General features: G+C 60.1%; 21 protein-coding genes. 10 read left to right on the forward strand and 11 right to left on the reverse strand.

Features of this window, described 5'->3' with window-relative positions; genetic code table 11:
- Position 1 precedes the first annotated feature (1 nt).
- From pcaH to pcaR, 6 genes are all read right to left on the reverse strand, one after another.
- On the reverse strand, positions 2-706 hold the full coding sequence (gene pcaH / locus ACQRBV_RS02270) for a protocatechuate 3,4-dioxygenase subunit beta (protein WP_411984453.1): 705 nt from the start codon (positions 704-706) through the stop codon (positions 2-4).
- 18 nt (positions 707-724) lie between these two features.
- Positions 725-1,930, reverse strand: coding sequence for a 3-oxoadipyl-CoA thiolase (gene pcaF, locus ACQRBV_RS02275; RefSeq protein WP_244701901.1), 1,206 nt, complete (start codon positions 1,928-1,930; stop codon positions 725-727).
- Positions 1,927-2,706: a CoA-transferase subunit beta gene (locus ACQRBV_RS02280; RefSeq protein ID WP_090366317.1), complete on the reverse strand. Its 780-nt coding sequence runs from the start codon at positions 2,704-2,706 to the stop codon at positions 1,927-1,929. The genes pcaF and ACQRBV_RS02280 overlap by 4 nt, the downstream gene beginning before the upstream one ends.
- Positions 2,706-3,563, reverse strand: a complete 858-nt coding sequence (locus ACQRBV_RS02285) for a CoA transferase subunit A (protein ID WP_198762039.1) — start codon at positions 3,561-3,563, stop codon at positions 2,706-2,708. The genes ACQRBV_RS02280 and ACQRBV_RS02285 overlap by 1 nt, the downstream gene beginning before the upstream one ends.
- A 172-nt stretch (positions 3,564-3,735) precedes the next feature.
- Positions 3,736-5,076, reverse strand: coding sequence for an MFS transporter (locus ACQRBV_RS02290; protein WP_060753786.1), 1,341 nt, complete (start codon positions 5,074-5,076; stop codon positions 3,736-3,738).
- Positions 5,077-5,220: 144 nt separating this feature from the next.
- Complete coding sequence (pcaR, locus tag ACQRBV_RS02295) at positions 5,221-6,063, reverse strand: pca regulon transcriptional regulator PcaR (RefSeq protein ID WP_060753787.1); 843 nt, start codon at positions 6,061-6,063, stop codon at positions 5,221-5,223.
- A gap of 559 nt (positions 6,064-6,622) precedes the next feature.
- Here pcaR and ACQRBV_RS02300 point away from each other — a divergent pair.
- Positions 6,623-6,823, forward strand: a complete 201-nt coding sequence (locus ACQRBV_RS02300) for a hypothetical protein (RefSeq protein ID WP_003172389.1) — start codon at positions 6,623-6,625, stop codon at positions 6,821-6,823.
- Between the two features lie 329 nt (positions 6,824-7,152).
- Complete coding sequence (locus ACQRBV_RS02305; RefSeq protein WP_411984452.1) at positions 7,153-8,628, forward strand: inorganic phosphate transporter; 1,476 nt, start codon at positions 7,153-7,155, stop codon at positions 8,626-8,628.
- Positions 8,629-8,804: 176 nt separating this feature from the next.
- Here the strand turns inward: ACQRBV_RS02305 and ccoM are convergent, their stop codons facing one another.
- On the reverse strand, positions 8,805-8,921 hold the full coding sequence (gene ccoM, locus ACQRBV_RS02310; RefSeq protein ID WP_017137226.1) for a cytochrome c oxidase subunit CcoM: 117 nt from the start codon (positions 8,919-8,921) through the stop codon (positions 8,805-8,807).
- A gap of 143 nt (positions 8,922-9,064) precedes the next feature.
- On the reverse strand, positions 9,065-9,271 hold the full coding sequence (locus tag ACQRBV_RS02315; protein ID WP_143038184.1) for a hypothetical protein: 207 nt from the start codon (positions 9,269-9,271) through the stop codon (positions 9,065-9,067).
- A gap of 99 nt (positions 9,272-9,370) precedes the next feature.
- On the opposite strand from ACQRBV_RS02315, the gene ACQRBV_RS02320 reads away from it, so the two are divergent.
- From ACQRBV_RS02320 to ACQRBV_RS02330, 3 genes are all read left to right on the forward strand, one after another.
- Positions 9,371-10,243, forward strand: coding sequence for a LysR substrate-binding domain-containing protein (locus tag ACQRBV_RS02320; protein WP_411984451.1), 873 nt, complete (start codon positions 9,371-9,373; stop codon positions 10,241-10,243).
- 90 nt (positions 10,244-10,333) lie between these two features.
- Positions 10,334-10,804, forward strand: coding sequence for a RidA family protein (locus ACQRBV_RS02325; protein WP_411984450.1), 471 nt, complete (start codon positions 10,334-10,336; stop codon positions 10,802-10,804).
- The gene (locus ACQRBV_RS02330) at positions 10,801-11,982 is read left to right on the forward strand and encodes an aminotransferase class V-fold PLP-dependent enzyme (protein ID WP_411984449.1); all 1,182 of its coding nucleotides are present in this window, start codon (positions 10,801-10,803) and stop codon (positions 11,980-11,982) included. Before ACQRBV_RS02325 ends, ACQRBV_RS02330 begins: the two co-directional genes overlap by 4 nt.
- On the opposite strand, the gene ACQRBV_RS02335 is transcribed toward ACQRBV_RS02330, so the two are convergent.
- Positions 11,979-12,320: a hypothetical protein gene (locus tag ACQRBV_RS02335; protein ID WP_060753792.1), complete on the reverse strand. Its 342-nt coding sequence runs from the start codon at positions 12,318-12,320 to the stop codon at positions 11,979-11,981. The genes ACQRBV_RS02330 and ACQRBV_RS02335 overlap by 4 nt on opposite strands.
- Positions 12,321-12,539: 219 nt before the next feature.
- On the opposite strand from ACQRBV_RS02335, the gene rapA reads away from it, so the two are divergent.
- Complete coding sequence (gene rapA, locus ACQRBV_RS02340; RefSeq protein WP_060753793.1) at positions 12,540-15,386, forward strand: RNA polymerase-associated protein RapA; 2,847 nt, start codon at positions 12,540-12,542, stop codon at positions 15,384-15,386.
- 107 nt (positions 15,387-15,493) lie between these two features.
- Here rapA and ACQRBV_RS02345 read toward each other — a convergent pair whose 3' ends face one another.
- The gene (locus ACQRBV_RS02345) at positions 15,494-16,840 is read right to left on the reverse strand and encodes a spinster family MFS transporter (protein WP_161549744.1); all 1,347 of its coding nucleotides are present in this window, start codon (positions 16,838-16,840) and stop codon (positions 15,494-15,496) included.
- 253 nt (positions 16,841-17,093) lie between these two features.
- Here ACQRBV_RS02345 and ACQRBV_RS02350 point away from each other — a divergent pair, with 253 nt between their 5' ends.
- From ACQRBV_RS02350 to ACQRBV_RS02360, 3 genes are all read left to right on the forward strand, one after another.
- Positions 17,094-17,459, forward strand: a complete 366-nt coding sequence (locus ACQRBV_RS02350) for a YkgJ family cysteine cluster protein (protein WP_060753795.1) — start codon at positions 17,094-17,096, stop codon at positions 17,457-17,459.
- A 138-nt stretch (positions 17,460-17,597) separates the two neighbouring features.
- The gene (locus tag ACQRBV_RS02355) at positions 17,598-19,862 is read left to right on the forward strand and encodes a putative bifunctional diguanylate cyclase/phosphodiesterase (RefSeq protein ID WP_411984448.1); all 2,265 of its coding nucleotides are present in this window, start codon (positions 17,598-17,600) and stop codon (positions 19,860-19,862) included.
- 203 nt (positions 19,863-20,065) lie between these two features.
- The gene (locus tag ACQRBV_RS02360; RefSeq protein WP_104995735.1) at positions 20,066-22,261 is read left to right on the forward strand and encodes a hypothetical protein; all 2,196 of its coding nucleotides are present in this window, start codon (positions 20,066-20,068) and stop codon (positions 22,259-22,261) included.
- Positions 22,262-22,483: 222 nt separating this feature from the next.
- On the opposite strand, the gene ACQRBV_RS02365 is transcribed toward ACQRBV_RS02360, so the two are convergent.
- Positions 22,484-22,786 carry a DUF2288 domain-containing protein gene (locus ACQRBV_RS02365; RefSeq protein WP_060753798.1) on the reverse strand — a complete coding sequence of 101 codons (303 nt, stop codon included), beginning with the start codon at positions 22,784-22,786 and terminating at the stop codon, positions 22,484-22,486.
- 355 nt (positions 22,787-23,141) lie between these two features.
- Here ACQRBV_RS02365 and ACQRBV_RS02370 point away from each other — a divergent pair, with 355 nt between their 5' ends.
- On the forward strand, positions 23,142-24,269 hold the full coding sequence (locus ACQRBV_RS02370) for a branched-chain amino acid ABC transporter substrate-binding protein (protein WP_104995734.1): 1,128 nt from the start codon (positions 23,142-23,144) through the stop codon (positions 24,267-24,269).
- Positions 24,270-24,379: the final 110 nt, after the last annotated feature.

A 24,379-nucleotide genomic window follows, 5' to 3' on the forward strand; every position in this document is an offset into this window, starting at 1 on the left:
CTCATTTCTCCATCGGCGTGGCGTCGCGGCCGCGCAGGACGATGTCCCAGCGGTAGCCGAGGGCATAGGAAGGAATGGTTTTTTCCAGGTCCAAACGGGCGATCAGGCGCTGCTTGGCCGAGGTGTCCGGTACGCAGTTGTAGATCGGGTCGTATTCGAGCAACGGATCACCGGGGAAATACATCTGCGTGACCAGCCGCGTCAGCACGCTCGGGCCGAACAGCGAGAAGTGGATATGCGCAGGCCGCCACGCGTTGTGGTGGTTGCCCCACGGGTAGGCGCCGGGCTTGATGGTCTGGAACTGATACCAGCCGTCGGCGTCGGTGACGGTGCGGCCGGTTCCGGTGAAATTCGGGTCCAGCGGTGCGTCGTGCAGGTCGTTCTTGTGGTTGTAGCGCCCGGCGGCGTTGGCCTGCCAGATCTCCACAAGAATACCGGGCACCGGCGAGCCGTTTTCGTCCAGCACACGGCCATGAATGATGATGCGTTCGCCCTGGGGGTCGCCTTCATGCTGTGCGGTGAGGTCGTTGTCCTTCGGGCTGACCCGCTCGGCACCGATAGTCGGGCCGGTGATTTCCGACAACGAATGGGGCAGGAACACCAACGGCTTGGACGGCGAACGCAGGTTCGTCGACTGGTAGGCCGGGTGCAGGTAATCCGGTTGAGTACCCGCTTGCGGGCGCCGGTATCCGGGCTTGTCACTCATGGAGCAATCCTCTCTTATTTAGATGCGTTCAATCGCCAGGGCCAAGCCCTGGCCGACGCCCACACACATGGTCGCCAGGCCTTTGCGCCCACCGCTCTTCTCAAGCTGATGCAGTGCGGTCAGTACCAAACGCGCACCGCTCATACCCAGCGGGTGGCCCAGGGCAATGGCGCCGCCGTTCGGGTTGACCTGCGGCGCGTCGTCGGCCAGACCCAACTCGCGCAGCACCGCCAAACCCTGGCTGGCGAAGGCTTCATTGAGCTCGATCACATCAAAATCGGTGACCGCCAGGCCCAGGCGTTCCACCAGCTTGCGCACCGCGGGCACCGGCCCGATCCCCATCACACGCGGCGCGACACCGGCGCTGGCCATGCCCAAGACACGTGCACGGGCGGTCAGGCCGTGTTTCTTCACAGCTTCGGCGGAGGCGAGGATCAGCGCTGCCGCACCATCGTTCACACCCGAGGCATTGCCGGCGGTGACGGTCTTGTCGGGGCCGTTGACCGGCTTGAGTTTGCTCAGGGCTTCCAGGGTGGTGTCAGCCCGTGGATGTTCATCTTGCTCGACGACGGTCTCGCCTTTCTTATGGGCAACGCGTACCGGCACGATTTCCTCGGCGAAGAACCCGGCGGCTTGTGCGGCAGCAGTCCGTTGCTGGCTGCGCAGGGCGAAGGCGTCCTGATCGGCGCGGGACACCTTGTAGTCGTCGGCGACGTTATCGGCGGTCTGCGGCATGGCATCCACACCGTACTGCGCTTTCATCAACGGGTTGATAAAGCGCCAGCCGATGGTGGTGTCTTCCAGTTTCATGTTGCGCGAAAACGCCGCGTCAGCCTTCCCCATCACGAACGGTGCACGGGACATCGACTCAACGCCGCCGGCGATTGCCAACTCCATTTCGCCACTGGCGATGGCGCGGAAAGCGGTGCCGATTGCATCCATGCCCGAGGCGCACAGGCGATTGAGGGTCACACCGGGAACGCTTGCAGGCAGGCCCGCCAGCAACAGCGCCATACGGGCGACGTTGCGGTTGTCTTCACCGGCCTGGTTGGCGCAGCCGAGGAACACTTCATCCACAGCGTTCCAGTCCACCGATGGGTTGCGCTCGATCAAGGCCTTGATCGGCAGCGCCGCCAAGTCATCGGCACGCACGGTGGACAGGCCCCCGCCAAAACGGCCAATGGGCGTACGAATAGCGTCACAGATAAACACATCGCGCATCAGGCTTCTCCGGGGGCTTGGCCATGGGCGGCGGCAGTGCGGGCTTCAAGGTCACGCAGAGCGGTCAGCTCCAGATCAGTCGGTTCGGCCGTGGTGTCGACCTGCTCGGCAAAACGAACAGGCCAACCGGTTGCGGCGATGACTTGCTCACGGGTCACCCCAGGGTGCAGCGCGGTGACCACGAACTCATGGGTGCCCTCTTCCGGTTCCATGATGCACAGGTCAGTAATAATGCCTACCGGCCCCGCGCCCGGCAGGCCCAGGCGTTTACGCGAGTCACCGCCTTCGCCATGACCGACCGAAGTAATGAAGTCCAACTTGTCGACAAACGAACGCGCCGACTGCTTGAGGATGATCAACACGCTCTTGGCGGAACCGGCGATCTCCGGCGCACCGCCGGCACCGGGCAGGCGCACTTTAGGCTGGTGGTAGTCACCGACCACGGTTGTGTTGATGTTGCCGAAGCGGTCAACCTGGGCGGCGCCGAGAAAGCCAACGTCAATGCGCCCGCCTTGCAGCCAGTAACGGAAGATCTCACCGGTCGGGACCACGGTGTCGGCGGTTTCCGCCAGCTCGCCGTCACCGATGGACAGCGGCAATACCGATGGCTTGGCGCCAATCGGGCCGGATTCGTAGATCAGCACCACATCCGGCGACGAGGTCAGTCGCGCAAGGTTGGCGGCCTTGGACGGCAGGCCGATGCCAACGAAGCATACGGAGCCGTTCTTGAGGCGGCGCGCAGCGGCGACGGTCATCATTTCATTGGTCGAGTAAGCCATTACTTGGCCTCCTGCGCGGTGGCCAGCTTGGCCTGGAATTCAGTGAAGTCGGCGGTACCGCGGATGTATTCATCAATCCATGCGATAAAGGTCCCACGGTCGCGGGCGATTGGGTCCCACGCTTGGTAGAAGCGGTTATCACGCTCGTTGTAGCCGTGAGCGTAGGACGGGTGCGCACCACCGGGTACATGGCACACCGCAGTCAGGGCCCAGGTCGGCAGGACGCAGCTGTTCATCGGCGCATTCAGGTCATCGACGATTTCTTCGACGGTGACGATGCAACGCTTGGCGGCCAGTGCCGCTTCCTTCTGCACCCCCAAAATCCCCCACAGCAGCACGTTGCCCTTGCGGTCGGCCTTTTGCGCGTGGATCACGGTGACGTCCGGACGTACCGACGGCACCGCCGCCAGCACTTCACCGGTGAACGGGCAAGTCACGGACTTGATCAGCGGGTTGACCTTGGGCAGGTCGGAACCTGCGTAGGCGCGCAGCACCGCGAACGGCAGGCCGGATGCGCCGGCGACGTAGGCATTGGCCAGGTCGGCGTGACTGTGTTCTTCAATTTCCAACGGTTGCGGCCATTGCTTCTCGACCGCGTCGCGCAGCCGGTGCAGGGAGCCCACGCCCGGGTTGCCGCCCCAGGAGAAAATCAGCTTGCGGGCGCAACCGGCACCGATCAACTGGTCGTAGATCAGGTCAGGCGTCATACGCACCAGCGTCAGGTCTTTCTTGCCCTGACGAATGATTTCATGACCCGCTGCCGTAGGGATCAGATGGGTGAAGCCTTCCAGAGCGACGGTGTCGCCGTCGTTCACAAATTGCTTCACCGCGTCACGCAGCGCGAGAATTTCAGCCATGGGGTTCGGGCTCCCGATATGGATCGAAAAAGGCGCTGAGGTGGCGCCGAAGTGCTTGAAGATTAAGCCGGGAAAATCGGCCAAACAATCCGATAATCGACTCAGCGTTCGATTATCGAACCGATTGTTGCCTAGCTAATCGTTTGCCAAACGCAGGCAAAGTGGCAGGGGCTCAGGTCGCGTCGGCGTGGCTGACCATGCCTTTGATCACGACAGCCGTGGTGGCCAACGCCGCCGGAATCACCAGGGCGGTCAGTACCTGCTCGAAGTTCCAGCCCAGGCCGAGCAAGGTGGCGCCCATCCATGCGCCAAGGATGGCGCCGAAGCGGCCGATGCCGAGCATCCACGACACGCCGGTGGCGCGGCCCTGGGTCGGGTAGAAACGTGCGGCCAGTGACGGCATCGCCGATTGCGCACCGTTGACGCACATCCCGGCGATCAGCACCAAGGTCGCCAGCAGGGTGATATTGCCCAGACTCTGCCCCACCGCGTAGGCAAACACCCCGGCCAACAGATAGAAAGTACCGATGACCTTGTGCGGATTGAACCGGTCCATCGCCCAACCCACGCCGACCGCGCTCAGTACGCCACCAAACTGGAACAACGCGCCGATAAACGCGGCTTGCTCCATGCTGGCGCCGCTGTCACGCATCAGGGTCGGCAGCCAACTGGTCAGCAGGTAAACAATCACCAGTCCCATGAAGTAGGTCAGCCACAGCAACAACGTGCCGGCGCTGTAGGTGCCGGAGAAAATCACCGCGAACACGTTGCGCGCCTTGACGGTTTTCTGCTCGGGCACACTGAAGCTGGTGGCCTGGGCGACCAGGTCGGGTGCAATCGGTGACAAGGTTTTGCGCACCTTGTCGCTACCGCGATTGCGCACCACCAGATAGCGCGCCGATTCCGGCAGCCATACCCACAGCACCAGCGCCAGGATCAACGGCAGGATGCCGCCAATCAGCAGCAGGCTGTGCCAGCCGAACGCCGGAATCAGCTTGGCCGAAATAAACCCGCCCCCTGCCATGCCCAGGTTGAAGCCACAGAACATACTGGTGACCAGCAACGATTTGTGACGCTCCGGGGTGTATTCGGACAGCAGCGTGGTGGCATTCGGCATGCCCGCCCCCAGGCCCAGCCCGGTGAGGAAGCGCAACACCAGCAACTGATCGACGCTGGTGCTGTAGGCCGAGGCCAGGCTGAACGCGCCAAACACCAGCACCGCGCCCACCAGCACCACTTTGCGCCCGAAGCGGTCGGCCAACGGACCGGAGCCCAGCGCGCCGAAGACCATGCCGATCAACGCGGCACTCATCACCGGGCCCAAGCTGGCGCGGTCGATGCCCCAGTCCTGGGACAGCGCAGGCGCGATAAAGCCCATGGCGGCGGTGTCGAGGCCGTCGAGGAAGACAATCAGAAAACACAGGATCACCACGCGCCACTGATAGCGAGACAATGGCTGGGCATTGATAAAGGACTGTACGTCCAGGTTGGTGCCGACAGAAGGCTGATTCATTATTGTTATTTCCACACCGATGGGCGGGCCGACGACCTGAGGCCGTGATTATTATTGGGGGCAGCGATAGCGCTGCCGCACATTAATAAGCCAGGGGAAACACCGTCAATTGATCAGGCCGGGATCTGTGCGGTCACCGAACACTTAGGCAAACAACTGCGTGCTCAGCTCGCGGCTGGCGCTGAGCATGCTCGGCAAGAAGCGCTGCTCCAACTCGTTGCGACTGACCCGCCCGGCGTGGGTGCTCACATTCAGCGCGGCCAGCACCTGGCCCGAGGCGTCATACACCGGCACGGCAATCGAACGCAGCCCCTGTTCCAGCTCCTGATCGACGATGCACCAGCCCTGCTGACGCACTTGTTGCAGGCATTCGAGCAAGGCTTGCGGCGTGGTCAGGGTGCGGCTGGTCTTGGTTTGCAGGTCGGCGTGGTCAAGGTAGTCCTTGAGCGAGGAATCATCCAGCGCCGCCAGCAGAATGCGGCCCATGGAAGTGCAATACGCCGGCAGGCGCCCCCCCACCGACAGGTCCACGGAAATCAGACGCTGGGTGGTGGCCGAACGGGCGATATAAAGAATGTCGTCGCCCTCCAGCGTCGCCATGTTGCAGGCTTCGTGGAGCTGTTCGCTCATGCGGTCCAGATAGGGCTGGGCCGACACCGCCAGAGGCGTGGAGGACAAATAGGCATGGCCCAGGGTCAAGACTTTGGGCAGCAGCGAATAGGTACGCCCATCCGTGGTGGCGTAGCCGAGTTTGATCAAGGTATGCAGGCAACGGCGCACGGCGGCGCGGGGGATTTCGGTACGGTGACTGATCTGGGCGATCGTCAGGTGGCGCTTGCGCTCCTGGAACGCCTGCACCACGGCCAAGCCTCGGGCCAGGGATGTCATGAAATCCGGATCCCCCGTAAACGCCTGGATACGCTTGGCCGGTGAAGCCACGATCGGCGGCGCGACGGATGCGAAGGAATTGCGCAATTGATCGTTCATTTCGGGGCCCTTTATCTTATTTTCAATCGCCGGGAGGGTTGGCAGCGATTAGCTATTACCAGTCGCACAGACCGATGCACAAGGTCGCCAAGGCAACATTGGGCGATTATCGGACAACCATCCGATTATCGCAATTTGCCGGGTACATCAAGTCTTAACACTGAGCGATGAACATGAAAGAAGCGTACTGCGCCGATATTGAGATTGAGGGCAGACTTTATGACGCGGTATATCGAAAATTGAGACGCAAACTTGTAACAACCCCCTCACACGGCGTTGAGTTTTTTTAACTTCATGATGATAGTGTTATTCGTGTGCGCCGCTATAATGCAGCGTGTACAGAGGTCAGCCCGGTAACGCTGTCGGGATTGGAGCTCATCAGGCGCAGCGGGTTGTAGGCCGCGCCGGTAATAAAAACAAATAGTCGGTTTAGAGATTACGTTCCCTGGCCTTTCCTTCAAACTTGAACGGTTGCACTGTTCATACTTGGCATAGCCCCGGGACGACTCTCAGGCACCGCGTTGCACAACACATACACTCAACTCAATTAGGTAACACTGTGACGAAAGACGAACTGCGCGCGGAACTTGAGCGCCAGGAACAACGTTACAAGGACGTTTACGGCGGGGAAGTCACCACCTACGCCGCCCAACCTGAGCCGGAACGCAAGCCATGGCGCAAACGAGCCAGCCTGCTGGACCAGGCATTCGCCCAGGAAATTCAAAAGATCGAACAGGAGCTCAAAGCCGAGGAGCCATAAGCACTTCGACATGAGCATTGCGGTTTTTGCTGTCTCCGCCGGTCCACCAACGGCGGAGAGCACCTCCCTGTTCCAAACGGTCAGCTTCCTGCTGCTGCCAACGAAATTTCATACAAATGTTTCAAACAGGATGTTTGCCGGTAAAAACCCGCCTCGATCGCCCCGAACTTTATAAATCAAAGACTTGCCAAGCCCCCGAAAACCCTGGGATGAGCGCCCTGCCCGCGTTTTTTTTCAAAGAAGATTGTTACCGATGAGCAGCTAATGCATCGATTACTGAGGTTTTCTGGCATAATCGCGCCCCCTTACGACCGGGTCAGAAAACCTTCATGATCGATTTATTCAGCGGACTGGATGCTTGGGTTCTAGTGAGCCTGTTGCTCGCCCTGGCCTTTGTCCTCGCCTTCGAGTTCATCAATGGCTTTCATGACACCGCTAACGCGGTGGCCACAGTCATCTATACCAAAGCAATGCCGCCACACCTGGCCGTGTTCTTCTCCGGGGTATTCAATTTCCTCGGCGTGTTGCTCGGCGGTGTCGGCGTCGCCTACGCCATCGTGCATTTGCTGCCGGTGGAATTGCTGATCAATGTGAATACCGGCCATGGTTTGGCAATGGTCTTCTCGCTATTGGCCGCGGCAATCACCTGGAACCTGGGCACCTGGTACTTCGGTATCCCCGCCTCCAGCTCCCACACCCTGATCGGCTCGATCCTCGGCGTCGGTCTGGCCAATGCCCTGATCAACGACATCCCCCTGGCTGACGGTGTGAACTGGCAGAAGGCAGTGGATATCGGTGCCTCGCTGGTGTTCTCGCCGATGGCCGGTTTCCTGGTCGCAGCCCTGGTGCTGATCGGCCTGAAATGGTGGCGCCCGGTGTCGAAGATGCACAAGACCCCGGACCAGCGTCGCAAACTCGATGACAAGAAGCATCCGCCGTTCTGGAACCGCCTGGTCCTGGTGATTTCGGCCATGGCCGTAAGCTTCGTGCACGGCTCCAACGACGGTCAGAAAGGTATCGGCCTGATCATGCTGGTGCTGATCGGTATCGTACCGGCCCAGTTCGTACTCGACCTGGGCAGCACCACTTACCAGATCGAACGCACTCGCGACGCGACCGTGCATCTGAGCCAGTTCTACCAGCGCAACAACGCCACGCTCGGCGAGTTCCTCGCACTGGGCAAAGGCGTGAAGGACGATCTGCCGGGCAAGTTCCAATGCAATCCGCAACAGACCGAGCCGACCATCAACGCCCTGATGGAAACCCTCAAAGGCGTCTCCGACTACCATTCGCTGACCGCCGAGCACCGTATCGAAGTACGCCGTTACCTGCTGTGCCTGGACGATACCGCGAAGAAAGTCGGCAAGCTGCCAGGCCTGGATGCGCGTGAGAAGTCCGACCTGGACAAACTGCGCAAAGACCTGACCGCCACCACCGAATATGCCCCGTTCTGGGTGATCCTGGCCGTTGCACTGGCCTTGGGCCTGGGCACCATGGTCGGTTGGAAGCGCGTGGTGTTGACCATCGGCGAGAAGATCGGCAAACAGGGCATGACCTATGCCCAGGGCATGTCGGCGCAAATCACCACGGCGAGCATGATCGGCCTGGCCAACATCTTCAGCCTGCCGGTTTCGACGACCCACGTATTGTCGTCGGGCGTAGCCGGGACCATGGTGGCCAACAAGAGTGGGCTGCAAGGTGGCACGGTGAAAACGATTCTGATGGCATGGGTGTTGACCCTGCCGGCGACCGTAGCCTTGTCGGCCGGGTTGTTCTGGCTGGCGTCCAAGGCGCTGGGCAGCTGATAACCCAGCGGTGAAAAAGAAGGTGCGACCTCGCTGAGGATCGCGCCTTTTTTTATGCGCGTTCGATTGGCGACATATCTCTTTACCAAGTGAATATGTACACAAACCAACACACAAAAAAAAGGGCGACCGAAGTCGCCCAAAATGCCTTGCGTGCCCATGTAATCCAGAAAGACTTACGGTTCTTTACGCTTGTTAGCGTCTTTCCAGATAAAAATCCCAAACCCTACAAAGAACAACACCATGAGGCTTACAGTCAGCACTCCGGCGAACACCACATTATCGAAAAACATGACCGGCCTCCTGCTCGTGCCCTGTTGCGATAGGGCTAAGTTAAAGGAGAAGGCGCAATGGAAAATTGACGGGGATCAATGTCCCACGCAACTGGGCGTAAAGGAGGGCAATAACTGACCTGCATCAATGGATGCCGGCAGTTTCAACGCTTTTTCGGATTATTCTTCGGTTTTTTCTTAACTTTCGGCTTTTTCCCAAGCAACGGCATTGCCTGTTCGAATGCCTGACGCACTTCATTGAGGCGCTTGTCATTCAGGTCATGGATACGTTTGGCACGTTCGGCATTCAGGTCGATCAGCTTGGGGTCTTCACTCATGGCTTGGCTTACGTCGTGGCGGGAATCGCTCAATAATGCGGCCTCCCTCGCGCCACGGCAAATCAACGAGCGACAAATGGCAGGTCATCGCCCAAAATCGGCATTTCCCCCTGCCCCAGGAGACGTATTCAAGTGGCACTGCACAAGGATCTCCCGCCATTGCTGGCCCTGCGCGCGTTCGAGGCGGTGGCGCGGCACTTGAGCTTTATCAAGGCGGCCAACGAGTTGTCGGTGACCCAGAGTGCCCTGAGTCATCAGGTACAAAAACTTGAACAGCATCTGGGCAAACCTCTGTTTATCCGTCGTACCCGTGCGATCGACCTGACTACCGATGGCGAGCATTACTACAACGAAATACGCCCTGCCCTGGATGCCATCGCTGCGGCGACCCGCGTACAACGGGTCGCCCCGCGCCACACCGTGCTACGCATCGGCCTGCTGGCTTCTTTCGCCACCCTGTGGCTGGCCCCACGGCTGGCCGACTTTCTCAACCGCTACCCGCACATTCAGGTGGAATTGCTGCCGTCGATTCAACTGGCCAACGTCGCCGCCGCCGAGGTCGACCTGGCCATCCGCTATGGCAAAGGCGACTGGCCCGATGTGCAGGCCGTGCGCCTGATGGATGAGGCGATCTCACCCGTGTGCAGCCCCGCGTTCAAGGCAAGCCAACTGCATAAAGCACCGCTGTTGATGGCCACCTCCCATCGACCGTTCGAATGGACGGATTGGTCCGCGCACTATCAATTGGACCTGGCCGATCACCCGCGTGTCGTGCTGCATGACTACAACATCGTGGTCGAAGCCGCCGTGGCCGGCCAGGGCATCGCCATGGGCCGCCACCGCTTGATCGAGCGCAGGCTCCAGGACGGTAGCCTGGTCGAAGCCTTCGACTGGCCGCCCTATCGCAGCGAAATAGGCTACTGGCTGATCACCCCCCACGGTTCCACCCACGAAGCGGTCAAGTGCTTCAGCCAATGGTTGCAGGAAGCCTGCCGCCACGCATGAGCTTTTTCGATACGTCGAGTGAGATCTACGCGTTTGTCGCCCACTGCCACGCCCGACATGCTGAAGCCTCTTGAACCAGGAGGATTCACCATGAGCGACTCGATCCGCCAACACGTGCACGCCCTTGGCCTGACGCTACCGGCGGCCAGCCAACCTGCGGCCAACTACCTCAGCTACGTTATCAGCGGTAACCAGCTGTGGGTCTCCGGGCAGATTCCAATGCTCGAGGGCAACCCCGCCTACCTCGGCCGCCTTGGCGAATCCCTCAGCGCCGAAGAAGGCACCCAGGCGGCGCAGTTGGCGGCCTTGGGGCTGCTCGCACAACTGAGCCGTGCCCTCGACGATGATCTGTCGCGCCTGGCACGCACCCTGCGCGTCGGGGTCTTTATCGCCAGCAGCGGCGACTTCCAGCAGCAGAGCGCGGTCGCCAATGGCGCCTCGAACCTGTTGGTCAACGCCCTCGGCGACAAGGGCCGGCACGTGCGCACCGCCGTGGGCGTATCGAGCTTGCCGGCCGGCGTCGCCGTGGAGGTGGATGCGATTTTCGAGTTGCAACCATGAGCCCGCTCGAAGTCCAACACCTGCGGGACGCAACACCGGGCTGCCGGTCGGGCATCGTGCACTTCAATCATGCCGGTGCCTCCTTGCCGAGCCAGGCGACCCTCGACGCGATCATCGACCAGTTGCAACGCGAAGCCCGCGACGGCCCCATGGAAGCCGGCGAGCATGGCACGCTGCTGGTGGAAAAAGCTCGCCAAGCGGCCGGGCAATTGCTTAATGCACCGGCCTCTTCAATAGCGTTTGCCAGCAGCGGCTCGACCGCATGGAGCATGGCATTTCAAGCCTTGGGCGCCTGGCAGCCTGGCGATCGCATTCTCGTCGGCCGGCAGGAATGGGGGGGCAACCTCGCCAGCATGGACCTGGCCGTGCAAGCGGGTGCGCGGGTGGAGGTCATTCCCTGTGACGAAAGCGGCGCAGTCTGCCCAATCGCCCTGGAATCGATGATCGATGCAAACGTGAAGTTGATCGACCTGACCTGGCTTCCCGCCAATGGCGGTCTTATCAACCCGGCCCAGGCGATAGGCGCTGTGGCCAGGCGCCATGGCATCCCATACTTCATCGACGCAGGCCAAGCGGTCGGCCAGCTACCGGTGGACGTACAGGCGCTGCGCTGCGACGTGCTCAAATCGGCGGGCCGCAAACACCTGCGCGGGCCACGCGGCACGGCGCTGCTCTATATACGACCCGACTTCCTTCAACGTTTGAACCCGGCTCAACGCGACGTGTTTTCAGCCCCCTGGACCGCCAAAGGCTTCGACTTGCGCAACGACGCCCGACGCTTTGAAACCAGTGAGGCGTCCTATGCCTTGTTGGCAGGGTTGGGCAATGCGCTGCAAGAGGCCAACCGACTCGGCGTGGAGCGAACCTGGGAAAGAGTCTTACAGCTCAGCAAGCGAATTCGTGAAGAGTTGCGTGAGATCCCCGGCCTTTCCCTGCACGACTCAGGCACCACCCACTCAGGTCTGATCGCCTTCAACCTCGCCGGCTGGGACGCCTTCGAGCTCAAGCAATGCCTGGGACTCAAACGCATCAATATCGGCGCCAACGGCGTGGCCTATACGCCCTTGGACATGCAGGCTCGCGGCTTGAACAGCATTGCGCGAATCTCGGTCAGCCCGCTCAACAACGATCACGACATCGAGTTGCTGATAGCGGCACTGCGGGCCTTGAGCGATTAGACCTCGACGTCCACCCACAACCCCTGGCGCGGCGCATCTTCGATCAACGGGACGACCGGCACCGTGTTGTCGGCATTGAGCACATCACCTGGAATCGCCAAGTGTTGTTCAGGATCTTCGTCGGCTTCGCGCCGACGTTTTTGTTGCTCTTGCTGGCGGCGCTGTTCTTCGCGCAGCAGAAAGCCCGATTGCTCCGCATCACCCTTTTTCAGGTCGATCGTGCTCTCGTTGGAGCCTGCTTGTACGGGCACCACCGGCGGGATATCCGGCTTCTGGCGCGCCGGGTCGAGCTGCGACGTGACCGGCACAACGCTGACGGGCAGCATGGGTGGCAACATAGGCTTTATTCTCCTGATCAACAGGCTGTCGGCGGACCGCCGGGCGACTTGAACGGCCAGTCGCCAAGCTGTGACCCAGTCGACACTCGTGAGTGCCCGCCATCTGTCGATTCAACTGTTGAAGCGCCGCTCAAACAGAGTAGTTTTTGTCAGAATCCTTTGGCTGAGGGCCGTGTTCCGTTAAGATAGTCGGCTTTTTCACGGCGGGAGTCAGGCAGCATGGCGCAGCAGTATCAACCGGGGCAACGCTGGATTAGTGACAGCGAAGCAGAGCTGGGGTTAGGCACCGTTCTGGCACAGGACGGGCGCTTGTTGACCGTGCTCTATCCGGCCACTGGCGACACTCGTCAGTATGCGCTACGGAATGCGCCCCTCACTCGCGTGAGGTTCTCGCCGGGTGACACCATCACCCATTTCGAAGGCTGGAAAATGACCGTGCAGGAAGTCGACGATGCCGACGGCCTGTTGGTCTACCACGGCCTCAATGGGCAGAACGAGCAGGTCACCCTGCCGGAAACCCAACTCTCCAACTTTATCCAGTTCCGCCTGGCCAGCGACCGTCTGTTCGCCGGGCAGATCGACCCGTTGGCCTGGTTCTCGCTGCGTTACCACACCCTGGAACACACCAGCCGTCAATTGCAGTCCTCGCTGTGGGGCCTGGGTGGCGTGCGAGCGCAACCTATTGCTCACCAACTGCATATCGCCCGTGAAGTCGCTGACCGTATCGCGCCACGGGTATTACTCGCGGATGAAGTGGGCCTGGGCAAGACCATCGAAGCCGGCCTGGTGATCCATCGCCAGCTGTTGTCGGGCCGCGCCAACCGCGTGCTGATCCTGGTGCCGGAAAACCTGCAGCACCAGTGGCTGGTAGAGATGCGCCGCCGCTTCAACCTGCAAGTGGCGTTGTTCGACGAAGAACGTTTTATCGAAAGCGATGCCGCCAACCCGTTCGAAGACACCCAGCTTGCGCTGGTCGCACTGGAATGGCTGGTGGACGACGAAAAGGCCCAGGACGCGCTGTTCGCCGCCGGCTGGGACCTGCTGGTGGTCGACGAAGCCCACCACCTGGTGTGGCATGAAGACAAGGTCAGCCCGGAGTACGCGCTGGTCGAACAGTTGGCCGAGGTTATCCCCGGCGTGCTGCTGCTCACCGCCACCCCGGAACAACTGGGCCAGGACAGCCATTTCGCACGCCTGCGCCTGCTGGACCCGAACCGCTTCCACGACTTGCAAGCCTTCCGCGCAGAAAGCGACAACTATCGCCCGGTAGCCGAAGCCGTGCAGGAGCTGCTGGACAAGGGCCGCCTTTCCCCTGCCGCGCACAAGACCATCCAGGGTTTCCTCGGCAACGAAGGCGAAGCCCTGCTCACCGCCGTCAACGATGGCGACACCGAAGCCAGTGCGCGCCTGGTGCGTGAGCTGCTCGACCGCCACGGCACCGGCCGCGTGCTGTTTCGCAACACCCGCGCCGCCGTACAAGGCTTCCCCGAGCGCAAGTTGCACGCCTACCCGCTGCCGAACCCGGACGAGTACCTGGAGCTGCCGCTAGGCGAACACGCCGAGCTGTACCCGGAAGTCAGCTTCCAGTCGCAGCCGGATATCGAGGAAGACAATCGCTGGTGGCGCTTCGACCCACGGGTCGAGTGGCTGATCGACCAGCTGAAAATGCTCAAGCGCACCAAGGTCCTGGTGATCTGCGCCCACGCCGAAACCGCCATGGACCTGGAAGACGCCCTGCGCGTGCGTTCCGGTATACCGGCCACGGTATTCCACGAGGGCATGAACATCCTCGAACGTGACCGCGCCGCCGCTTACTTCGCAGATGAAGAGTTCGGCGCCCAGGTGCTGATCTGCTCGGAAATCGGCAGTGAAGGCCGCAACTTCCAGTTCTCCCACCACCTGGTGCTGTTCGACCTGCCGTCCCACCCCGACCTGCTGGAACAGCGGATCGGCCGTCTGGACCGGATCGGCCAGAAACACGTGATCGAACTGCACGTGCCGTACCTGGAAACCAGCCCGCAAGAGCGCCTGTTTCAGTGGTACCACGAAGCGCTGAACGCGTTCCTCAACACCTGCCCGACCGGCAACGCCTTGCAGCATCAGTTCGGCCCGCGCCTGCTGCCGCTGCTGGAAAACGCCGATGACGGCGAGTGGCAAGCGCTGATCGACGAGGCCCGCGCCGAGCGCGAGCGCCTGGAAGAAGAGCTGCACACCGGTCGCGACCGTCTGCTGGAGCTCAACTCCGGTGGCGCGGGTGAAGGCGAGGCGCTGGTGGAAGCTATCCTTGAGCAAGACGACCAGTTCGCCCTGCCGATCTATATGGAAACCCTGTTCGACGCGTTCGGCATCGACAGCGAAGACCATTCGGAAAACGCGCTGATCCTCAAGCCCAGCGAAAAAATGCTCGACGCCAGCTTCCCCCTGGGCGACGACGAAGGCGTGACCATCACCTACGACCGTAACCAGGCGCTGTCGCGCGAAGATATGCAGTTCATCACCTGGGAGCACCCGATGGTGCAAGGCGGCATGGACCTGGTGCTGTCCGGTTCCATGGGCAACACCGCCGTGGCGCTGATCAAGAACAAGGCGCTCAAGCCCGGCACCGTATTGCTGGAACTGCTCTATGTCAGCGAAGTGGTTGCGCCACGTGCGCTGCAACTGGGCCGTTACCTGCCGCCGGCCGCCCTGCGCTGCCTGCTGGACGCCAATGGCAACGACCTGTCGAGCCGGGTGTCCTTCGTGACCCTCAACGACCAGTTGGAAAGCGTGCCGCGGGCCAGCGCCAACAAGTTCATCCAGGCCCAGCGCGACCAGTTGACGCCACGCATCAACGCAGGTGAAGAGAAGATCACCCCGCAACACGCCGAACGCGTGGCCGAGGCCAAGCGTCGCCTGGCGGCGGATACCGAAGAAGAACTGGCACGCCTGACCGCGTTGCAAGCCGTCAACCCGACGGTGCGTGACAGCGAACTGGTTGCCCTGCGCAACCAACGCGAACAAGGCCTGGCCATGCTCGACAAGGCGGCACTGCGGCTGGAAGCGATCCGCGTCCTGGTTGCCGGCTAATCGCGGTTTGAAGCAAAAAACAAGGCCCGCGCAATGCGGGCCTTTTTTCATTCATCTTGTGCGCCTCATCGGGAGCCAGCGCCCTGTTTCAACGTGGCAGCGCAGTATTAGACAGTCGCCGCCGAAGCCGGCACCTCCACCGCACTCAAGCCTTCCTTCATCCGCTTGGCATCCCGCACAAAACTGCGTGACGCCTGGAACAGAAACAGCATGGTCAAGAACAGCGCCACCGGGATCAGGTACATGGCGTCATGCAACCCCACCGCTTTATAAGCTTCGGTCATTTGCTCAGCTCCCGCCGCGTACATGGCCGAATGGGCGAAATGGTCCGACAGGCCGCCCACCACGATCGGCCCCATGCCCCCTCCCAGCAGGTACAAGCCGGCAAAGAACAGCGCCATCGCCGTCGCCCGCAGGCGCGGCTCGACCACATCCTGGATCGCGGTGTACACGCAGGTGTAGAAGTTATAGGCGAACAGCCAGCCGACACTGAACAGGGCTATAAACACACCGATCTCGATGCGCCCGGCATGCAAGGCCCAGGCGGTGGTCACCGTGGAAATGATCAGGCTGCACGCGGCAAACAACAGACGACCATTGGCGACCCGCTGATGGATCTTGTCGGCAATCCAGCCGCCCAAGGTCAAGCCCACCAGGCCGGTCAGGCCGACGATCACCCCGGTAGCCACGGCCGCCTCCTGCAATGGCATGAGGAAGTAGCGCTGCAGCATGGGCACCAGGAACGAGTTGCAGGCATAGGTGGCGAAGTTGAAACACAGCCCGGCCAGCACCAGCCACAGGAAAGTCGGCACCGCCAGCACGCGACGGATCGGGCGGTCGACGCGCTCCTGGGAGACCTTTACGGTTTCCGCCGCGCCGCGTTCAGGTTCCTTGATATAGAACATGAATATCGCCAGGATCAGCCCCGGCACGGCGGCTATGAAGAACGGTGCGCGCCAGCTGTCAAAAGCCTTGACCATCGCGCCAATGGTGAAAAACGCCAGCACCAGGCCCAATGGCAGGCCCAGCATGAAAATGCCCATGGCCCGTGCCCGGCGGTGCGCTGGAAACAGATCGCCAATCAGCGAGTTGGCCGCCGGCGCGTAGCTGGCTTCGCCAATGCCGATCCCCATGCGTACCAGCAGGAAGCTCCAGAAACTGCCAACCATGCCATTGATCGCGGTGAGCCCGCTCCAGGCAAACAGGCCCCAGCCCATCAGTTTGCTGCGTGAACCGGTATCGGCCATACGCCCCAGCGGCAAGCCGGCAATCGCATAGACGATAGTGAAGGCCGTGCCGATGATACCGAGCTGGAAGTCGCTCAGATGCCACTCCATGCGGATCGGCTCGATGATGATCGCGGGAATGGTACGGTCGAAGAAGTTGAACAGGTTGGCCAGGAACAGCAGGAACAGAATGCGCCAGGCATTCGCCGCTTGGGTCGAGTTCTGCATGGGTCCGTCTCTTTTATTGTTATAAGAGCTGCGATGTCCGGTGCATCCTGCTCAGGTACCTGCAACATAGTCAGGCTGGCGGTGGTTGTCTGTAATGATTCGTAAAGCTGATAGGGCATGATTTCGCCCGTCGCAATGGGACTTTGCCTACACAAAATATAAGTGCGCCCCCCTCTTCCCAACGGCTACGGCCCGGATAGAATGGCGAGCCTTCCGAAACACCCTACTTCTACTTTTCTTATCGATGACGCCCATGTCCGAAGCCAGTCCGTGTCTGAATTGCGGTGCCTGCTGTTCATACTTTCGTGTGTCTTTCTTCTGGGGTGAGTGCGCTTCCTCCGGCGGTACGGTACCCGATGACTTGGTGGTACAGATCAACCCCACCCGCGTGGCGATGATCGGTACAGACCAGAAACCCGCACGCTGCTGCAGCCTCGAGGGCGAAGTGGGCAAAGAGACCCGCTGCACGATTTACGAGCAGCGCTCGAGCCCGTGCCGTGAGTTCGACGCATCGTGGAGCCAGGGTGAACACAATGTCGACTGCGATGCCGCACGTGCCGCATTCGGCCTGGCCCCACTGGAAGCACCTGTCGCGCGGGAATTGCCGATCAGCGCTTAGCATCAAACGCTATGGGCACCATGCGAAAAAAGTTCAAAGCAAAGTGCCATTATCCATGATGAATCCCGCGGAGCTTCTATACTCGCCTTCATAGGTCATCGCCTCAGGCTGTGACGTGACTCTATGACGAGGCATGCTATGGAATGGCTTGGGATGCACTTTTTCACCGAGCTTCCAGAAAAAGGGCATTTATTACTCAATTGCAGTCATAACCCCTTTCTGGTGCTGCTGGCTTACCTGGTCGCTTGCGCGGCCGGGTTCGGCACGCTGGATATGGCCGAGCGAGTCGGCCATGTGGAAGACCCCACCGCCCGTAAACACTGGCGCTGGCTGGGTGCCGGGTGCCTGGCGGGCGGCATCTGGTCGACTCACTTCATCAGCATGCTGGCTTTCCAGGCCCCGATCGCTATTCATTACGAATTGATCCTCACGTTCGTCTCTCTGGTGATCGCCCTGATCGCTTCGCTGTTCGCCATGCAAACCCTCAGTCATCCGCACCTGCGGTTCCATCAATACCTCCTGGCGTCGGCCTGGATGGGGCTCGGCATCGCGCTGATGCATTATGTCGGCATGTCGGCCATGCGTTCCCAAGCCGTGATGTACTTCGAATCGGGCTTGCTCATTACGTCGGTGGCGATCGCCATCGGCGCCAGCCTCGCCGCGTTGTTACTGTCCAGCTACCTGCGCACCGGCGCCGGGGTATTTCATCAACTGCTCAAGTACGCCGCCAGCCTGGTGCTGGGCGCCGGCATTCTGAGCATGCACTTCACCGGCATGGCCGCCATGCAGATGGTCGTGCCCACGGGGGCCGACCTGTCGTTAGCGCAGGACCACAACCCGATTCAACTGGGCCTGTCGGTGGCGGTGATTACGCTACTGGTGATCGGCAGCAGCATCAGCGCGGCCTTGGCCGACAAGAAACTGCAGCAAAAGGAGCGCGACCTGCGCCGAGTCAACGCACTGCTCAGTGAGCTGGACCAGGCACGTGCGTCGCTGCAACAAGTCGCACATTTCGACGCACTGACCAGCCTGCTCAACCGCCGTGGGTTCAACCAGATCTTTGCGGAGAAAGTCGCAGAAAAAACCGCCACCAAAGGCATGATGGCGATGATCTTTCTCGATATCGACCACTTCAAGCGAATCAACGACAGCCTGGGACATGACGCCGGCGACCAGTTGCTCAGAGTACTGGCCGGGCATATCAAGAGCTCCGTGCGCAGCCATGAAGATGTGGTCGCGCGCTTTGGTGGCGATGAGTTCTGCATCCTGATCAGCATCCACCACCGCGATGAAGCGCGCCACATGGCCCAACGCATCATGCAGAGGATGAAAGATCCGATCGAGCTGGCCGGTCGACGCATGGTGATGACCACCAGCATCGGCATCAGTGTGTTTCCCGATGACGGCCTGACCTGCGAAGAGCTGCTGAAAACCGCCGACCTGGCGCTGTACCAATCCAAGGACAACGGGCGCAATAACCTGAGCTTCTTCAGCTCCAACCTGAAAACCCGCGCTTTCCTCGAACTGCAACTGGAAGAAGAGCTACGTACGGCGCTGCGTGCGCGCAACGAACTGGTACTGTTTTACCAGCCGATCTTCGACATGAAGCTCGGCAAGGTCACCCGCCTGGAAGCCCTGATACGCTGGCAGCATCCGCAACATGGGCTGCTGGCGCCGGACCGTTTTATCGAAATCGCCGAAAGCAACGGGCTGATTGCCGAACTGGATCACTGGGTGCTGCGCCAAGCCTGTCACGACCTGAGCTTGTTGTCCGATCGCGGCTACTCCGGGCTGACCATGGCCGTGAACTGCTCGGCCTTGAACCTGGCCCGTGATGAATTGGCCGATGAAATCGAAGCCGCCCTGCGCTTCGCCGGGGTTGCCGCCAACCGCCTGGAACTGGAGGTCACCGAAAACGCGCTGATGGGCAATATCAGTAGTACCCTGGCGCTGTTGCGGCAGATTCGGGCATTGGGTGTCTCCCTGGCCATCGATGACTTCGGCACCGGCTACTCATCCCTGGCCTACCTCAAGCGCCTGCCATTGAACACCTTGAAGATCGACCGCTCGTTTATCCAGGACATTCCCAAATCCACCGCCGATATCGAGATCGTCCAGGTGATTATCGGCATGGCCCATACCCTGCACCTGCAGGTGGTGACCGAAGGCGTGGAAACCCAGGCGCAATTCGAGCTGCTGCTCAAGCATGGCTGTGATTTCATTCAAGGCTACTTGCTCAGCCCGGCAGTGCCCGCCAGTGACATCATCGGTGTGATGCAGGGCATCCAGATGCGCAACCCGCTCAATCTGATCAACGGGGAAGGCCATAAGGAGGCCCCGCTGCCGAAGGAACCCACTCCGGAGCGTAATGGCTCCCCCTCTGTCGTAAGGCCAATTCGCTGACGCCGATTCTTTGGCATTTCGCCATCATTTGGTTAAAGAACGCCGACAAACGGCCGATTCATCAGAGTCCGGCCGGAATTCCCCTGTAAACACTTGGGTTAAACCCAGCCGCCCCGGACTCAGACGCACTGTAAAGTCGCGAACTTTCATTCAGTGATGGCTCCCCGATTTTTTTGGCCATCCGTCCAGGTACATGGCGCCCAATGACTTCCAAAAACAGCTCCGCCACCGTGGTCCCCGACGAGTTGCCGACAACGCCTGCGCAAAAAGCCGCCGGTTATAAACCATTGAACACTGCCCGCCCGCTGGCCACCCAGCAATACTTGTACTTCACCGAGACCAATACCGACCGCATCCTCGACAACCTCGACGGCCTGCGCGACATGGTGTTCCCGCGCCCGCCCCAGCTGGAAGGTGACGGTGCCTCGGGCCATGAGCAGGAATTCCCGTCGGTGTGCCTGATCGGCCTGGGCCGCTGCGGCTCCAATATTGCCTTGGACGTGGCGGAGCTGGTGTACAACGCGCGCAAGTTCTACCTGAACGAGTTCAGTACCGAGGATAAGCCTCAGTTCAAAAAGAGCCCTCTGGACAAGGGCTACAGCCCGACCCAATGGATTCGCAACAACCTGCGCCTGGGCGGCGGCAAAACCACCAAGCCGGTGTTCCTGGTGGAACCCCTGGTGATGCTGGGCGATCTGGACAAGGACATCGCCGGGCGCATCCGCTTCTCGCGCAAGGGTGAAAAAAGCGGCTTCCTGCGCGACTACAGCAAGATGAAAATCATGGACCTGTCGGAAGTCCATGCCGGTGGCGCCGGTAACGCGCCCATCTTGGGCCAGTACCTGGCCAAGATCATCCTCAACAAAGACACCCAGCGTTTCTCCAGCCCCGACTGGAAGATGATTCACTCGTACTTGATCGACTCCTGCGGCATCAAGGCCAACCAGTCGCGCCTGTATTTCTCGATCTTCAGCGCCGGCGGCGGTACCGGCTCAGGCATGGCTTCAGAGTTCGGCCTGGCCCAGCAGCACTCGTACATGAACAAGACGTTCGACACCAAGCCCGCCGACGAACACGACAGCAAGAGTGGCCATGCGTTTGTGTTCGAGCCGATCTTCACCAGTGGCATCTGCGTGCTGCCGAATATCTCCGACCACCGCAGCGAAATGTCCGAAGCTCTGCACATCAACGCCGGTCGGCTGTTGTGCAAGTATCTGTCAGAGGAATGGGATTTCTCGTACAACTTCGCCAATGAAGACAGCAGCGAAGCCAGTGTGAAAGGTCGCATCCGCCCCTGGAACGCGATGATGCTGATCTCCAACGACATCATGCGTTACGCCGAAGAGAGCGACGACGGCAATATCCAGAATATTGATGTCAATGCCATGGAAAAACACGCCAACCAGTACATTTCCCAACAGATCTTCAACATTCTCACCGCCCAGGCGGTGACCACGGACTATGACCAGAATTACTTCCGGCGCGCCGGCATCGACATCGGCGAAACCATTCGCCTGGATGCCAACGACCTGTTCATGAGCCTGGCCGGCCCGGTGGCGATTGCCTATGCCGAATCCGTAGTACCGGAAACCCCGGCGCCGTCGAACGACAAGTTCAAGGTGTTCGACAAAGAGCCCCAGCGCCTGAACATCGACGACCTGTTCTTCCGCTCCATTGACCTACCGCACTTCAACAAGGTCACCCAGGCTATCGAAGGCATCAGCCTGCTGCCCATCGAGTCCAAGCGCTACAAGGCGTCGCTGGAACAATACAAGAACTCCGGTTATGACGCGGCGGCGCTGCATGACCTGCACTTCTTCAAGAACTGCTCGTCGGTGGTCTCCATCGTCTCGCTGCCCAAGGATTACAAGCTGTCCTACATGGACCTGAACCGGCTCAAGACCCACCTCAACAGCCTGTTTCCCAACACCACGCTCAAGCGCTATGCATTGGTGATCGGCGCGTCAGCCAACCTGTCGCTGACCACACTGATCGCCAAGAGCCCGTGTCTGTCGGATGATTTCCTGACGTTGATCGTCGCGTTTATCAAGCGCTGCTTCGCGCGCAATCCGTACCGCTTCGATGACACGTTGGACAACTCGATCCTGGACTTCATCATTCATGAAGACTTCGACGAAGACCGCATGGACGAACTGCTCAACGAGTTCGAGAACCCAGCGAAGATCCTCGATACCAACTGGTATGCGATCAAGCCGATGTATGAGAAGAAGTACCGCGAGTTGATCAACGACAAGGAGAAGTTCGTCTCGATCAACGACATCCGCCTGTCACGCGACTGCGTGAAGAAGGCGATCAAGTACCTGCGTGAGATTTACCGCCACCGGATTGGCAAGACCAAGGTTATTTCGCTGAACAACCATACCGGCAAGACGGGGTAGGCTTTTATGGGGAGGGGAGCTTGCTCCCTTCCCCATACGATTTGCTCATCTTCTGAAACAATTCATCAGGCACTCAGCCACCGACAAAACTGTTCCCGTGACGTTTACGTCACCCTCACCTGTGACCTTTCTCTACGGCAAGATGCCATCACCGTGTCAGCGGTTACCCGGATACACACTCCACCCGCGAAAAAACATGCACCTTTTTTGTGCGCAACTTTCTTAAGCCGCCCTTTCCTGGATCAGAATCCATGGCGAAACCACGACCGCCCACAGGCTCGGATCACGTGTAACCAAGTCCAACGCCCGCGTCGCAGACACCTCGCCCAGACTCCCCGCAGCCAGCCACGCGGCGACTTTTTCGCGGTTATCCTCGGCCATCGCCTCGGCGGCCTCGATCAAATCCAGGCCGGCATCGACCCACAATAGGGCACCCTTGGCAAAGAACGGTTCAAGCTCCTTCCAGGAAATTTCGGCGGTTTCACCGAGCAGCTTGGCATAGAGGGTGCTAGGTTCTTGCGTCATGGGAATCCACCTGAAGAAAAAATCGGCGCAATCATAACGTCGTCCCTTTCGCATCACAAAGCCAGGTGGAAAAACCCAGTTGCAAATGAGGCATCGATAGAAAGTGTCAGGAAAGCCAAGGATTGCCCGGAACTCTGGCATAACCACGCCGCAATTCTGTCTTTTTCTTTCATTTAAGCGACACGCTCGAGTTTTGCCCCCAGCAGCCAGCTTTTCAAGCGATCAACCGGCGCTCTACACTGTACCGGTACAGTTGCCAGGCCGCTGCCGGGGGATATTCGAGATATCCGATCCGGTTCTGCTGCCCACAAGGCCGCTAGAACTATAAAAAATACAACAGCAAGAGTGGAGCACTATGAATAAGGCTACTAAGCAGATTTCCAAACTGTTTGCCGCTATGGTCCTGGCTGGGGTTGCCGGCCATTCGTTCGCAGCCGATACCATCAAGATCGGTATCGCAGGTCCTAAAACCGGTCCTGTCACGCAATACGGCGACATGCAATTCATGGGTGCCAAACAGGCAATCGCCGACATCAACGCCAAGGGCGGCGTAGACGGCAAGATGCTTGAAGCCAAGGAATACGACGACGCTTGCGATCCTAAACAAGCGGTTGCCGTAGCCAACAAAGTGGTCAACGACGGCGTCAAGTTCGTGGTGGGTCACCTCTGCTCCAGCTCCACTCAGCCAGCCTCGGACATCTACGAAGATGAAGGCGTGATCATGATCACTCCGGCGGCCACCAGCCCGGAAATCACCGCCCGTGGCTATAAGCTGATCTTCCGCACCATCGGCCTGGACAGCGCCCAGGGCCCGGCGGCCGGCAACTACATCGCCGATCACGTCAAGCCGAAGGTCGTTGCCGTGCTGCACGACAAACAGCAATACGGTGAAGGCATCGCCACCGCCGTTAAACAGACCCTTGAGAAGAAAGGCGTAAAAGTCGCGGTCTTCGAGGGCCTGAACGCCGGTGACAAGGACTTCTCCTCGATCATCCAGAAACTCAAGCAAGCCAACGTCGACTTCGTTTACTACGGCGGCTACCACCCTGAGCTGGGCTTGATCCTGCGCCAGTCCAAGGAAAAAGGCCTGAACGCCAAGTTCATGGGTCCGGAAGGCGTCGGCAACGACTCCATCTCGCAAATCGCCCAGGATGCTTCCGAAGGCCTGCTGGTGACCCTGCCGAAATCCTTCGACGCTGACCCGGCCAACAAAGCCATCGTTGAAGAGTTCACCAAGAACAAGCAGGACCCAAGCGGTCCGTTCGTGTTCCCGGCCTATTCGGCTGTTGAAGTGATCGCCGGCGGCATCACCGCGGCGAAAAGCGAAGACACCGCCAAAGTCGCTGCCGCCATCCACGCAGGCACCTTCAAGACCCCAACCGGCGACCTGAGCTTCGACGCCAAGGGCGACCTGAAGGACTTCAAGTTCGTGGTCTACGAATGGCACTTCGGCAAACCAAAAACCGAAGTTTCCCCTCAGTAAGCCAGGCGTTACTGGTCAACAAGCCCACTGTGCAAGCAGTGGGCTTTGTTTTACGAGGTTTATGGGCCTGACACCCGCGATCCGGGCGCTGGCTCACCTGAAAATCTTAA

The sequence above is a fragment of the Pseudomonas sp. R11F genome (assembly GCF_050312575.1).
Classification (GTDB): Bacteria; Pseudomonadota; Gammaproteobacteria; order Pseudomonadales; family Pseudomonadaceae; genus Aquipseudomonas; species Aquipseudomonas palleroniana.

Bases quoted from the DNA above. Each gene is read 5' to 3' on its own strand.
- ccoM (WP_017137226.1), bottom strand. From the start codon at position 8,921: ATGTTTTTCGATAATGTGGTGTTCGCCGGAGTGCTGACTGTAAGCCTC.
- ACQRBV_RS02325 (WP_411984450.1), top strand. From the start codon at position 10,334: ATGAGCGACTCGATCCGCCAACACGTGCACGCCCTTGGCCTGACGCTA.
- ACQRBV_RS02345 (WP_161549744.1), bottom strand. From the start codon at position 16,840: ATGCAGAACTCGACCCAAGCGGCGAATGCCTGGCGCATTCTGTTCCTG.
- ACQRBV_RS02285 (WP_198762039.1), bottom strand. From the start codon at position 3,563: ATGGCTGAAATTCTCGCGCTGCGTGACGCGGTGAAGCAATTTGTGAAC.
- ACQRBV_RS02330 (WP_411984449.1), top strand. From the start codon at position 10,801: ATGAGCCCGCTCGAAGTCCAACACCTGCGGGACGCAACACCGGGCTGC.
- ACQRBV_RS02280 (WP_090366317.1), bottom strand. From the start codon at position 2,706: ATGGCTTACTCGACCAATGAAATGATGACCGTCGCCGCTGCGCGCCGC.
- rapA (WP_060753793.1), top strand. From the start codon at position 12,540: ATGGCGCAGCAGTATCAACCGGGGCAACGCTGGATTAGTGACAGCGAA.
- ACQRBV_RS02335 (WP_060753792.1), bottom strand. From the start codon at position 12,320: ATGTTGCCACCCATGCTGCCCGTCAGCGTTGTGCCGGTCACGTCGCAG.
- ACQRBV_RS02355 (WP_411984448.1), top strand. From the start codon at position 17,598: ATGGAATGGCTTGGGATGCACTTTTTCACCGAGCTTCCAGAAAAAGGG.
- ACQRBV_RS02365 (WP_060753798.1), bottom strand. From the start codon at position 22,786: ATGACGCAAGAACCTAGCACCCTCTATGCCAAGCTGCTCGGTGAAACC.
- ACQRBV_RS02290 (WP_060753786.1), bottom strand. From the start codon at position 5,076: ATGAATCAGCCTTCTGTCGGCACCAACCTGGACGTACAGTCCTTTATC.
- ACQRBV_RS02360 (WP_104995735.1), top strand. From the start codon at position 20,066: ATGACTTCCAAAAACAGCTCCGCCACCGTGGTCCCCGACGAGTTGCCG.
- pcaR (WP_060753787.1), bottom strand. From the start codon at position 6,063: ATGAACGATCAATTGCGCAATTCCTTCGCATCCGTCGCGCCGCCGATC.
- pcaH (WP_411984453.1), bottom strand. From the start codon at position 706: ATGAGTGACAAGCCCGGATACCGGCGCCCGCAAGCGGGTACTCAACCG.
- ACQRBV_RS02350 (WP_060753795.1), top strand. From the start codon at position 17,094: ATGTCCGAAGCCAGTCCGTGTCTGAATTGCGGTGCCTGCTGTTCATAC.
- ACQRBV_RS02370 (WP_104995734.1), top strand. From the start codon at position 23,142: ATGAATAAGGCTACTAAGCAGATTTCCAAACTGTTTGCCGCTATGGTC.
- ACQRBV_RS02305 (WP_411984452.1), top strand. From the start codon at position 7,153: ATGATCGATTTATTCAGCGGACTGGATGCTTGGGTTCTAGTGAGCCTG.